This is a genomic window from Neisseria sp. HMSC064D07, assembly GCF_001837185.1.
Classification (GTDB): Bacteria; Pseudomonadota; Gammaproteobacteria; order Burkholderiales; family Neisseriaceae; genus Neisseria; species Neisseria flavescens_C.
On the sequence record NZ_KV831706.1, the window covers coordinates 80037 to 92884 of the forward strand.

Below are 12848 nucleotides of genomic sequence, written 5' to 3' on the forward strand. Positions count from 1 at the left end.
CGAAGAAATATCCACATAAACACATTTTATTTTAACCACAGGTTAACCACTATGTTTTCCAACTACCTACTCAGCTTGGCAATATGGATACCCATCGCCGCAGGTGTGCTGGTTTTGGCGACCGGTAAAGACAGCCGTGCGCCGCTGGCGCGTGTGCTTGCCTTCATGGGTGCGCTTGCCGGTTTCTTGGTAACGCTGCCCCTGTTTACCGGTTTCGACCGTTTGAGCGGCGGCTATCAGTTTACCGAGTTCCACGAGTGGATTCCGCTGCTGAAAATCAACTACGCATTGGGCGTGGACGGTATTTCAGTGCTCTTTATCATCTTGAATGCGTTTATTACGCTGCTGGTGGTATTGGCCGGTTGGGAAGTCATTCAGAAACGTCCGGCGCAGTATATGGCGGCATTCCTGATGATGTCGGGTTTGATTAACGGCGCGTTTGCCGCTCAGGATGCGATTCTGTTTTATGTGTTCTTCGAGGGTATGCTGATTCCGCTGTACCTGATTATCGGTGTATGGGGCGGCCCGCGCCGTGTCTATGCGTCGGTCAAGCTGTTCCTCTATACGCTGATGGGTTCGCTTTTGATGCTGGTTGCCATGGTTTACCTGTACTATCAAACAGGCAGCTTCTCTATTGTCGATTTCCAAAACATCAAACAGATTCCGTTGGGCGTACAACAGCTTTTGTTTGTGGCGTTCTTCCTGTCATTTGCCGTAAAAGTGCCGATGTTCCCCGTGCACACTTGGTTGCCGGATGCCCACGTTGAAGCGCCGACTGGCGGTTCGATGGTGTTGGCGGCGATTACGCTGAAACTGGGTGCGTATGGTTTCTTGCGCTTTATCCTGCCGATTATGCCGGATGCGGCACGCTATTTTGCCCCTGTAATCATCGTATTGAGCCTGATTGCCGTGATTTATATCGGTATGGTGGCTTTGGTGCAAACCGATATGAAAAAACTGGTGGCGTACTCTTCCATCAGCCATATGGGTTTTGTCACTTTAGGCATGTTCCTGTTTGTGAACGGCCAACTGAATGACTGGGCATTGAAAGGCGCAATCATTCAAATGATTTCCCACGGTTTTGTGTCTGCCGCGATGTTTATGTGTATCGGCGTGATGTACGACCGCCTGCATACCCGCAATATTGCCGATTATGGCGGCGTGGTCAATGTGATGCCTAAGTTTGCGGCGTTTATGATGTTGTTCGGTATGGCTAATGCCGGTCTGCCTGCAACTTCCGGCTTCGTGGGCGAGTTTATGGTGATTATGGGTGCGGTTAAAGTGAATTTCTGGGTAGGCGCGTTGGCTGCTATGACCTTGATTTACGGTGCGTCTTATACCCTGTGGATGTACAAACGCGTTATTTTTGGTGCGATCCACAATCCGCACGTTGCCGAAATGAAAGACATCAATTGCCGCGAATTTGCGATTTTGGCGATTTTGGCGGTTGCTGTTTTGGGCATGGGTCTGTATCCGCAAGCGTTTATCGAAGTGGTACATCAAGCGGCAAACGATTTGATTGCCCATGTGGCACAAAGCAAGATTTGAGGTGTGTAAATGAACTGGTCTGATTTGAATTTAATGCCCGCCATGCCCGAAATCGTGCTGCTTGCGCTATTGGGTGTCGTATTGCTGGCAGACTTGTGGATTTGCGATAAAAACCGCTATTTAACCCATCTGATGAGTTTGGGAACGGTCATTATTGTGGCTATTACCCAATTGGCGGTATGGGAGCAGGGCAGTGTCGATGCCTTTCACGGTATGTATATTGCAGACGGCATGTCCCGTTTGGCAAAACTGGTGCTGTATGCGCTGACGTTTGGTCTGTTTATTTACAGTAAACCGTACAACCAAGACCGCCAAATCTTTAAAGGCGAGTTTTACACCCTGTCGCTGTTTGCCCTGTTGGGCATGAGCGTCATGGTCAGCGCGGCACATTTCCTGACAGCGTATATCGGTTTGGAATTGTTGTCTTTGTCGCTGTACGCCATGATTGCCCTGCGCCGCGATTCCGGCCGTTCTGCCGAGGCTGCGCTGAAATACTTCGTATTGGGCGCGTTGGCCTCCGGTTTGCTGCTCTATGGTATTTCCATGGTTTACGGCGCCACCGGTTCTCTTGATTTTGCTTCCGTCTTGGCTTCTGCTTTCAATGAGCAGGCCAATGAATGGTTGTTGAAATTAGGTATGGTGTTTATTGTGGTCGCCATTGCATTTAAATTGGGTGCGGTTCCATTCCATATGTGGGTACCCGATGTGTACGATGGCGCGCCGACATCCGTTGCCGCCTTTGTGGGCACGGCTCCGAAAATTGCCGCCGTTGTCTTTGCGTTCCGTATTCTTGTGACCGGCATGGGTACAGTACATTCAGACTGGGCGCCGATGTTGGCCATTCTTGCCGTTGCATCGTTGGTAGTCGGTAACCTTGCCGCCATTATGCAAACCAATATCAAACGCATGCTTGCCTATTCCACCGTATCGCACATGGGCTTTATCCTGTTGGCGTTTATGGCAGGTGCGGTCGGCTTTACCGCAGGTTTGTATTACGCCATTACCTATGCTTTGATGGCGGCAGTCAGCTTCGGTGTTTTGATGGTATTGTCTACCAAAGACATTGAGTGTGAAGACATCAAAGACCTCGCAGGCCTTAACCAACGCCATGCATGGTTTGCCTTCTTGATGTTGCTGTCCATGTTCTCCATGGCGGGTATTCCGCCGCTGATGGGTTTTTACGCCAAATTCGGCGTGATTATGGCACTCTTGAAACAAGGTCATGTTTGGTTGTCAGTGTTTGCCGTCATCATGTCGCTGATTGGCGCGTTCTACTACCTGCGCGTGGTCAAAGTCATCTACTTCGATGCGCCTGACCATGACCAGCCGGTCGGCAGCAACTATGCCGCCAAATTTGTCCTGACGGTCAATGCCTTCCTGCTGCTCCTGTGGGGTATCATGCCGCAAACCGTTATCGACTGGTGTGCCAAAGCATTGGAAAATACCCTGTAAACTTCAAACAAAACCAACGGCGGCTGTTCCAAAGTCGCCGTTTTTGTTAGGATTCGCATTCGGATGAAAAATACCCAAGTTCAGACGGCCTCAAGCCTTTGAACAATCATCAAGCGGGTATCATCAAGATATTGAATATTCCACGGATAATGATGGGCAAGAATGCCCATTTAACATGTTAAAATCACATACAGGCCGTCTGAAAACAGAAAGACCATCATGACCGCATCCATGTACATTCTTTTGCTGTTGGCAATTATCTTTGCCAACGCACCATTTATTACCACCAAATTCTTCGGCATCATCGCCCTGAAACGCAAACACATCGGCCATCACTTGATCGAATTGCTGGCAGGCTTCCTTCTTACTGCAATCCTCGCTTATATCCTCGAATCGCGCGCAGGAGCCGTACATGCCCAAGATTGGGAGTTTTACGCGACCGTTGTCTGCCTCTACCTGATTTTTGCCTTCCCATGCTTCGTATGGCGTTACTTTTGGAATGAGCGAAATAGAGAGTAGGAATTGGATTTAAATAAGGAAAAGGCCGTCTGAAAGATTTTCAGACGGCCTTGTATTTGAGAATGTAGGTGGCAATGACTACATCTTTGAGTTAGGTAGATATGGATTCAATAAAGACTTTATCTTCTTTTTGGATAAAAGTAGCGGAGAGACAATAATCTGTCTCATAAACAGATCCCATAATTTTGACTTTATTTTTGTTTTTCCATTCAATACCGGCAACAATGGTCTCCAAAGGATAGTCTTTAGTTTCTGAGAAAGGCGTTACAGAACGAGATTTTGGTAATTGTGCCATTGTTACGGTTGTTTTGGGTATGCCGTTTTTTAAAATGGGAAACCAAAGAAAAGGGATGGACTCACCTTTCTTTTTATTCCATTGAGCAGAATATTTGCTAAAAGCAGTAATGGCATCGCTTAGTCCCCCTTGGTAAAAGCATCTTTGGCTTTCCCCAATCATTTCTTCTACGGGCTTTTTACAATGTAAGTTTCCAGCCAAAGAAAAAGAGGGGAGGATGAATAGAACTGTAAAAATAAGTTTTCGCATAATTAATACCCCGTATTTAGAGTCAGAAGACTGATGGAAAAGATAGAAAAGGCTTTTTTCATTTTTTATCTCTCAATGGTTGAATGAAATATAAGTCTTTAAAAGTGATTAAAAAGAAATCTCATATCGAGATTTCTTTACGTAGTTATGTGTAACATTTGCAAACATTGTAACATAGTAAATTCAATGCTACAGTTATTTGATATGTTTAATCAATTTAGATAATCGGTCATTATAACCGATTATCGGTATATTTCCCGAGGAAATTCATTTCGATTGAAAAGAGTAGAGTTGTTTATATCTATTAGCAATAAAATTCGTTCTTTGTGTGGATGGAAACAATGGTCTCAAGATAGAAGCTTAGTTTCCAAATAAATTCAGGAAAAGGCCGAGTTGATGTAGTTGCTTGAAACAATAAAGGCCGTCTGAAAGATTTTCAGACGGCCTTTATTTTGTTTGATGTTAAATATCGGTTAGAAAACAAGGCTGTTGGGGCGTAAAGCCTTGTCGTGGGGGCGGTTTAACGGTACTATTCTCGGTTAATCCTGTTTTATTCCTATGAAATTGAAAGTATAAGATGATTAATGATATTCAAAAGACAGCTGAAGGCAAAATGCAGCGTTCTCTGGAAGTGTTGAAAGAAAACTTGGCTAAGGTGCGTACCGGCCGTGCGCATACCGGCCTGCTCGACCAAGTGGAAGTGGAATACTGGGGCAGTATGGTGCCTGTGAGCCAAGTGGCAAACGTGACGCTTTTGGATGCGCGTACGATTGGTGTGAAACCTTTCGAGAGCAATATGGCTGCAAAAGTTGAGAAAGCGATTCGTGATTCCAATTTGGGTCTGAACCCTGCTTCTGTCGGTGATTTGATCCGTGTCCCTATGCCTATGCTGACTGAGGAACGCCGTAAGGATTTGATCAAAGTAGTGCGCGGTGAGGCGGAAGAGGGCCGTGTGTCTATCCGCAATGTGCGCCGTGATGCAAACGACCATATCAAAAAATTGTTGAAAGACAAAGAGATTTCTGAAGATGAAGCCCGCCGTGGCGAGGAAGCGGTTCAGAAGTTGACCGACAAATACATTGCTGAGGCAGACAAGCTCTTGGCTGCCAAAGAAGAAGATTTGATGGCGATTTAATCCTGTGTGCAAACCGTTCAGACGGCCTTTGGACGGTTTGCTCCTTGAAAGGCAGACATGAAAAGCAGTACGCAGACGATTTTGGAACACTCTGCCATCCCCCGACATATTGCTGTGATTATGGACGGCAACGGACGTTGGGCAAAGAAGCGTTTTCTTCCCCGTGTAATGGGGCATAAGCGCGGCTTGGATGCGCTGGAGAACATGGTGAAGCATTGTGCTGAACTGGGTGTGCAGTATTTGACCGTGTTTGCTTTTTCGACTGAAAACTGGCGACGCCCCGAGGAAGAGGTTTCTTTTCTGATGGGGCTGTTTTTGCAGGCTTTGCAAAAGCAGGTGCGCCGTTTGCACGATAACAATATGCGCTTGAGGATCATCGGCAGCCGCGAGCGGTTTAATGCTGAAATCCTGAAGGGGATTGAGGCGGCCGAGGCGTTGACGGCAAATAATACCGGTTTGACTTTGAGCATTGCCGCCGATTATGGCGGCCGCTGGGATATTTTGCAGGCGGCAAATCAGTTGATTGCCGAAGGTGTAACTGAGATTACGGAAGAGGCGTTGTCGCGTTACTTGATGTTGGGCGATGCACCCGAGCCGGATTTGTTTATCCGAACCGGTGGCGAGACGCGCATCAGTAATTTCCTGCTGTGGCAGATGGCGTATGCGGAATTGTATTTTACGGATACGCTGTGGCCTGATTTTAATGAAAAATCGCTGAACGAGGCGATTGCTTCGTTCCAAAAACGGGAGCGCCGCTTCGGGCGGACTTCCGAGCAGCTGCCGGTTGAGCAGCAACGGGGTTGAGGACTATGTTGAAACAACGGATTTTGACAGCGCTGTGGCTTTTGCCGCTGATGCTGGGTATGCTGTTTTATGCACCTATGTGGCTGTGGGCTGCGTTTTGCGGCCTGATTGCCATGCTGACTTTGTGGGAATATGCCCGCATGAGTGGCTTGGACAAGCTGAAAATCAACCATTATTTGGCTTCAACGCTGGTGTTCGGCGTGATTGCCTATGCCGGCGGTTGGCAGTTGCCTGATTTGGTTTGGTATGTCGTATTGGCGTTTTGGCTGATTGTCATGCCTTGGTGGCTGAAAGCAAAATGGAAGTTAAACGGCGGCTGGCAGGCTTACACAGTCGGTTGGTTGTTGGTGATGCCGTTTTGGTTCGCACTGGTTTACCTGCGCCCTCAGCCTGAAGACGCGCTGTCTTTATTGGCGATTATGGGTTTGGTGTGGGTGGCCGATATTGGCGCGTATTTCTGCGGCAAGTCGTTTGGCAAGCGCAAAATTGCGCCGACCATCAGCCCGGGTAAAAGCTGGGAAGGTGCGATCGGCGGTGCATTGTGCGTTGTCGTGTACATGACCATCGTATGGAAAGCCGGTTGGCTGGCTTTTGAAGCCGGGTGGTTCAAAACGATTTTGATCGGCTTGATTCTGACCGTTGTCAGCGTGTGCGGCGATTTGCTGGAAAGCTGGCTCAAACGTGCGGCCGGTATCAAAGACAGCAGCAATCTGTTGCCGGGACACGGCGGCGTGTTCGACCGTGTGGACAGCCTGATTGCCGTTATCAGCATTTATGCCGCTTTTGTATATTTGTTTTAAACCGCCTGTCTGACGTGGTTGAGGGAGCTGATTATGTCCGAACAAAAACAGATTTCATCTTTATCGATCTTGGGCGTATTGTTGGCATTGGGATTGATGGCTGCGGCGTTTATTTTGGGCGTGCAGTTTAAGAATCTGCGCCAGCCGGGGACGATTACTGTAAAAGGTCTGGCGGAGAAAAACTTCCAATCCGACAGCGCGACGTGGAATACGGGGGTGAACGCGCACGGCGAGAGCTATCAGGAAGTTTTGGATTTACTGACGGCAAGACGCAAGAAGCTGTCTAAGTTTTTGGGTGAGCAAGGCTTTGCGGCGGCTGAAATGAAAGTGGGCCTGCCCGAAGTGTCGCGCGTTTTCAATGAAACCCGTGACGAACTGGGCAACGTAACCCGCACGCCCAACGGCTACGATGGCGACCTCAATATTGTGGTCAACACCAAAAAATTGGACAAAATCCAAGCCGCCCAGCGTGCCATTTTGAATTTCCGTGCGCAAAATGAATTCATCCGCTTCGACAATCCGCAATATTTGCTGGGCAATTTGGAAACCATCAAACGTGATTTGATTACGCAGGCGACTGAGGATGCGCAGAAACGCGCGGTCGAATTTGCCAAAACCGGCGGCGGTAAAGTGGGCGCCATGCGTTCTGCTTCGCAAGGTTCGTTCAACATCTATGCCGACACCGGCAGCAGCGAGGATGATGAATACGGCGGTTCTTACGATAAAAGCACCGTCGGCAAACAAGTCCGACTGGTTGTTACCATCGAATACGGCATTGAGTAATTCTTTCAGATGGCCTGTTTAGCCGGGAGGTAAAAGGCCGTCTGAAAATTGGAAACGGCAAAGAAATCTATTTCAAACACAATGAATACCGTTTGCACAGCACACAAAGAACACACCATGACACAACAAGTTCTGACCATATTAGGCAGTACCGGCAGCATAGGCGAAAGCACTTTAGACGTTGTTTCCCGCCATCCCGAAAAATTCCGCGTGTTCGCGCTGGCAGGGCATAGGCAGGTGGACAAGCTGGCGGCGCAATGCAAACAGTTCTGCCCGGAATATGCCGTTGTCGGCGATGCCGGCCATGCTGCCGAGCTGGAAAAGAAACTCAAACAAGAAGGCATCAATACGCAGGTTTTATATGGTTCTCAAGCCCTGATTGATGTCGCCTCCGCCGATGAAGTCAGCGGCGTGATGTGTGCCATTGTCGGCGCGGCCGGCTTGCCGTCGGCTTTGGCTGCCGCTCAAAAAGGCAAAACCATTTATCTGGCAAACAAAGAAACGCTGGTGGTTTCCGGCGCATTGTTTATGGAAACCGCCCGTCAAAACGGCGCCACCATCTTGCCGATTGACAGCGAACACAACGCCATCTTCCAAGTATTGCCAAGGGATTACACAGGCCGTCTGAATGAGCACGGTATCAATTCGATTATCCTGACCGCATCGGGCGGACCCTTCCTTAACGCCGATTTAAGTACATTTGACAGCATTACGCCCGAGCAGGCGGTCAAGCATCCGAATTGGAGCATGGGGCGCAAAATTTCCGTCGATTCCGCGTCAATGATGAATAAGGGCTTGGAATTGATTGAGGCGCATTGGCTGTTTAACTGTCCGCCGGAAAAGCTGGAAGTCGTCATTCATCCGCAATCTGTGATACACAGCATGGTGCGTTATCGCGATGGTTCGGTATTGGCGCAATTGGGCAATCCCGATATGCGTACGCCGATTGCTTATTGTTTGGGTCTGCCCGAACGTATCGATTCCGGCGTGGGCGAGCTGGATTTCGGCGCATTGTCCGCGTTGACCTTCCAAAAGCCTGACTTTGACCGTTTCCCGTGTTTGAAACTTGCCTATCAGGCCATGAATGCAGGCGGCGCCGCGCCTTGCGTGTTGAACGCCGCAAACGAAGTGGCCGTGGCCGCTTTCTTGGATAAACGCATCAAGTTTACCGATATTGCCCAAATCGTAGCCCACTGCCTTGCCCAGGATTTTTCAGACGGCCGTCACGGTATCGAAGGCCTGCTGGCGCAAGACGCGCAAACACGCAGACAGGCAGAAGCCTTTATCGGTAAATATAAGGCTTCAATGACAGGCCGTCTGAAACGCCAACCGCTTGGCATTTAGGCAGACAAAATGGAACAACTGCCTTTATAATCGGTTTTCAGACGGCCTTATCCGCTGATTATTACATTCCACTCAGGGGATTTTTTTGCAAACCTTTTTAGCCTTTATCGTCGCCATTCTGATTTTGGTCAGCCTGCATGAGTTCGGACACTATATTGTTGCCCGCTGGTGCGGCGTTAAAGTCGTGCGCTTTTCTGTCGGCTTCGGTAAGCCCTTTTTTACCCGAAAACGTGGCGATACCGAGTGGTGTCTTGCCCCGATTCCGCTGGGCGGTTACGTTAAAATGGTCGATACGCGCGAAGGCGAGGTGGCAGAGGCAGATTTGCCGTACGCCTTTGACAAGCAGCATCCGGCCAAGCGCATCGCCATTGTCGCCGCCGGCCCTTTGACCAATTTGATTTTGGCCGTTTTGCTTTACGGTTTGAGCTTTTCCTTTGGCGTGACCGAGTTGCGCCCCTATGTCGGCATGGTTGAGCCTAGTAGTATTGCCGCCAAAGCAGGTTTTCAGGCGGGCGATAAAATTGTATCGGTTAACGGAATCGCCGTTAAAGACTGGAGCGATGCGCAAACCGAGATGGTGTTGAACCTTGAAGCCGGCCCTGTAAAAGTCGCTGTTCAGACGGCCTCAAATACCCAAGCCATCCGCATAATTGATGCCGCCGGCACGCCTGAAGCAGGTAAAGTTGCGAAAAGCCAAGGCAACATCGGCCTTTTGCCTTTTAGAATTACTAACCGTATCGGCAAAGTCTTGGCCAATAGTCCGGCCGAAAAAGCAGGTTTGAAGGAAAACGACAAACTGCTGACCGCCGATGGGAAGTCCATCGAAAGCTGGCAGGCATGGACGGAACTCTTCCGCGCCAGCCCCGGCAAACGAATCGAACTGACTTACGAGCGCGACGGTAAAATACTGGCGACCGCTATCCGGCCGGACAGCGTCGAGCAGTCGGCAGGCGTGCTGGTGGGTAGAGCCGGGCTTGCCTCCCAGGCGGATAAAGAGTGGGATAAAACCATCCGCTACCGTTATACGCCTTCCGTTGCCCAAGCCTTTGAATTGGGTTGGAACAAAACCGTCAACTATTCGTGGACGACCCTCAAATTTTTTGGAAAACTGGTTACAGGCAATGCCTCTTTAAACCATATTTCCGGCCCCCTGACCATTGCCGATGTCGCCGGACAATCCGCCAAACTCGGATTGCAGAGCTACCTCGAATTTCTGGCCTTGGTCAGCATCAGCTTAGGCGTGTTGAACCTTTTGCCCGTGCCCGTTTTAGACGGCGGACATCTGGTTTTCTATACCGCCGAATGGATACGCGGAAAGCCTTTGAGCGAGCGCATACAGGCAGTCGGCCTGCGCTTCGGACTGGCAGCCATGCTTTTGATGATGGCTGTGGCTTTCTTTAATGACATCAACCGTTTGTTTGGATAATTTATGAAACTGAACCAGATTGCTTCCGCTTTAATGGTATTGAGCCTGTCGCCAATGGCATTGGCTGACTTTACCATTCAGGACATCCGCGTCGAAGGCCTGCAACGCACCGAGCCGAGTACCGTCTTCAACTACCTGCCCGTTAAAGTCGGTGATAATTTCAATGATGCGCGCAGTGAAGAAATCATCAAAAAACTCTACGCAACCGGTTTCTTTGACGACGTACGCGTCGAAACCATGGACAATCAAGTCCTGCTGACCGTGATTGAGCGTCCGACCATCAGCTCGCTCAATATTACCGGCGCAAAAATGCTGCAAAACGATGCCATCAAGAAAAACCTTGAAGCATTTGGTTTGTCGCAATCCCAATACTTCAACCAAGCAACGCTAAACCAAGCCGTTGCCGGTTTGAAAGAAGAGTATTTGAGCCGTGGCAAACAGTCTGTCCAAATCACTCCGACTGTAACCAAACTCGCCCGTAACCGCGTATCTATCGATATTGCCATCGAAGAGGGCAAATCTACCAAGATTACCGATATTTCATTTGAAGGCAACGAAGTTTATTCCGACCGCCGCCTGCTGAAACAAATGTCCCTGAGCGAAGGCGGTATGTGGACTTGGATCACTAAGAGCAACCAGTTCAATGAGCAAAAATTTGCTCAGGACATGGAAAAAATCACCAATTACTACCAAAACAACGGCTACTTCAACTTCCGTATTTTGGATACCGACATCCAAACCAACGAAGACAAAACCAAGCAAACCATTAAAGTAACCGTCAGCGAAGGCGACCGCTTCCGCTGGGGCAATGTACGCATCGAAGGCGATACGCTGGAAGTGCCGAAAGAAGATTTGGAAAAACTGCTGACCATGAAGCCGGGCAAATGGTACGAGCGCGCGCAAATGTCCAATTCGCTCGAAGCCATTCAAAACCGCATGGGTCAGGCAGGTTACGCATTTAGCGAAATCAATGTCCAACCGATTCCAAATGCCGAAACGCATACCGTTGATTTTGTTCTGACCGTTCAACCGGGCCGCAAAATCTATGTAAACGAAATCAATATTACCGGCAACAACAAAACCCGTGACGAAGTCATCCGCCGCGAGTTGCGTCAAATGGAATCGGCGCCTTACGACTCTGCCAAACTGCAACGTTCTAAAGAGCGCGTTGAGTTGTTGGGCTACTTCGACAACGTTCAATTTGATGCGGTTCCTGTGGCCAATACGCCTGACCAAGTTGACCTGAACATGAGCCTGACCGAACGTTCTACCGGATCGCTCGACTTGAGCGCGGGTTGGGTTCAGGATACCGGTTTGGTAATGTCTGCCGGCGTGGCTCAAGACAACCTGTTCGGTACGGGTAAATCCGTTGCCCTGCGCGCTTCCCGCAGTAAAACCACAGTAAACGGCTCGTTGTCGTTTACCGACCCATACTTCACACCGGACGGCGTAAGCTTGGGCTACGACCTTTATGGCAAGTCTTATGACCCGCGTAAAGCTTCTTCCAGCGCGAAACAATATAAAACTACAACTTTCGGCGGCGGTTTGCGTATCGGTATTCCGGTTACCGAATATGACCGTGTGAATTTCGGTTTGGCCGCAGAGCGTCTGACCGTGAACACCTACAAAGGCGCGCCTAAACGCTATGCTGACTTTATCAACCAATACGGTAAAGGCAACGGCAACGGAGTGGGTAACTTCAAAGGCTGGTTGTACAAAGGCACCATCGGCTGGGGCCGCAACAAAACCGACAATGCCTTGTGGCCGACCCGCGGTTACCTGACCGGCGTAAACGGCGAAATCGCCTTGCCGGGCAGCGACCTGCAATACTACACCCTGACCCACAACCAAACTTGGTTCTTCCCGTTGAGCAAAGATTTCACATTGATGCTGGGTGGAGAAGTCGGTTATGGCAACGGCTACGGCAAAACCAAAACCATGCCGTTCTTTGAAAACTTCTACGGCGGCGGTTTAGGCTCTGTCCGCGGCTTTGAAAGCGGTACGCTGGGCCCGAAAGTTTATGACGAATACGGCGAGAAAATCAGCTACGGCGGTAACAAAAAAGCCAACGTTTCCGCAGAGTTGCTCTTCCCGATGCCGGGCATTAAAGACTCGCGTACCGTCCGTTTGAGCCTGTTTGCCGATGCGGGCAGCGTGTGGGACGACAAAACCTACAATGACGGCAGCAGCAATTCTTATTACACCAATGGCGCGCTTCAAAACGTGTATGGCGTAGGCACAACGCACAAATCGACATTCAAAAACGAATTGCGTTACTCTGCCGGTGCTGCCGTGACCTGGCTCTCTCCGCTGGGTCCGATGAAGTTCAGTTATGCTTATCCGATTAAGAAAAAAGAAGGCGACGAAATCCAACGCTTCCAATTCCAACTCGGTACGACATTCTGATGATGTTTAGGCCGTCTGAAACCGGGTTTGTCCGTTTCAGACGGCCTCATGGCAGATTGGCGGCAAGCTTATTGCAAACCGCCCGTT

At 49.5% G+C, this 12848-nt stretch carries 11 protein-coding genes; 10 read left to right on the forward strand and 1 reads right to left on the reverse strand.

Annotated elements, in window-relative coordinates:
* Positions 1-51: 51 nt before the first annotated feature.
* From HMPREF2608_RS09290 to HMPREF2608_RS09300, 3 genes are all read left to right on the forward strand, one after another.
* Positions 52-1548, forward strand: a complete 1497-nt coding sequence (locus HMPREF2608_RS09290) for an NADH-quinone oxidoreductase subunit M (protein ID WP_070461043.1) — start codon at positions 52-54, stop codon at positions 1546-1548.
* Positions 1549-1557: 9 nt separating this feature from the next.
* Positions 1558-3000, forward strand: a complete 1443-nt coding sequence (nuoN, locus tag HMPREF2608_RS09295) for an NADH-quinone oxidoreductase subunit NuoN (protein ID WP_070826735.1) — start codon at positions 1558-1560, stop codon at positions 2998-3000.
* Positions 3001-3219: 219 nt separating this feature from the next.
* Positions 3220-3519 (forward strand): DUF2818 family protein, encoded by a 300-nt coding sequence (locus tag HMPREF2608_RS09300; protein WP_070826738.1) that lies wholly within the window; start codon positions 3220-3222, stop codon positions 3517-3519.
* Positions 3520-3610: 91 nt separating this feature from the next.
* Here HMPREF2608_RS09300 and HMPREF2608_RS09305 read toward each other — a convergent pair whose 3' ends face one another.
* Entirely contained in the window at positions 3611-4063 is a 453-nt protein-coding gene (locus HMPREF2608_RS09305) for a hypothetical protein (RefSeq protein ID WP_141761488.1), read from the reverse strand.
* Positions 4064-4640: 577 nt separating this feature from the next.
* On the opposite strand from HMPREF2608_RS09305, the gene frr reads away from it, so the two are divergent.
* The 7 genes from frr to bamA all read left to right on the forward strand — a co-directional run bounded on the left by frr (position 4641) and on the right by bamA (position 12761).
* A complete protein-coding gene (gene frr / locus HMPREF2608_RS09310) occupies positions 4641-5198 on the forward strand; it encodes a ribosome recycling factor (protein ID WP_063068560.1) in 558 nt (185 codons plus the stop codon).
* A 57-nt stretch (positions 5199-5255) separates the two neighbouring features.
* Positions 5256-6002, forward strand: a complete 747-nt coding sequence (locus HMPREF2608_RS09315) for an isoprenyl transferase (protein ID WP_003686603.1) — start codon at positions 5256-5258, stop codon at positions 6000-6002.
* 5 nt (positions 6003-6007) lie between these two features.
* The gene (locus tag HMPREF2608_RS09320; RefSeq protein WP_070826742.1) at positions 6008-6802 is read left to right on the forward strand and encodes a phosphatidate cytidylyltransferase; all 795 of its coding nucleotides are present in this window, start codon (positions 6008-6010) and stop codon (positions 6800-6802) included.
* Between the two features lie 33 nt (positions 6803-6835).
* Positions 6836-7585, forward strand: coding sequence for an SIMPL domain-containing protein (locus tag HMPREF2608_RS09325; protein ID WP_070826743.1), 750 nt, complete (start codon positions 6836-6838; stop codon positions 7583-7585).
* A 117-nt stretch (positions 7586-7702) separates the two neighbouring features.
* Positions 7703-8929 (forward strand): 1-deoxy-D-xylulose-5-phosphate reductoisomerase, encoded by a 1227-nt coding sequence (ispC, locus tag HMPREF2608_RS09330; RefSeq protein WP_070826795.1) that lies wholly within the window; start codon positions 7703-7705, stop codon positions 8927-8929.
* Between the two features lie 85 nt (positions 8930-9014).
* The gene (gene rseP, locus HMPREF2608_RS09335; RefSeq protein ID WP_070826745.1) at positions 9015-10355 is read left to right on the forward strand and encodes an RIP metalloprotease RseP; all 1341 of its coding nucleotides are present in this window, start codon (positions 9015-9017) and stop codon (positions 10353-10355) included.
* Positions 10356-10358: 3 nt separating this feature from the next.
* Entirely contained in the window at positions 10359-12761 is a 2403-nt protein-coding gene (gene bamA, locus HMPREF2608_RS09340) for an outer membrane protein assembly factor BamA (RefSeq protein ID WP_070826747.1), read from the forward strand.
* The last annotated feature ends 87 nt before the right edge of the window (positions 12762-12848 follow it).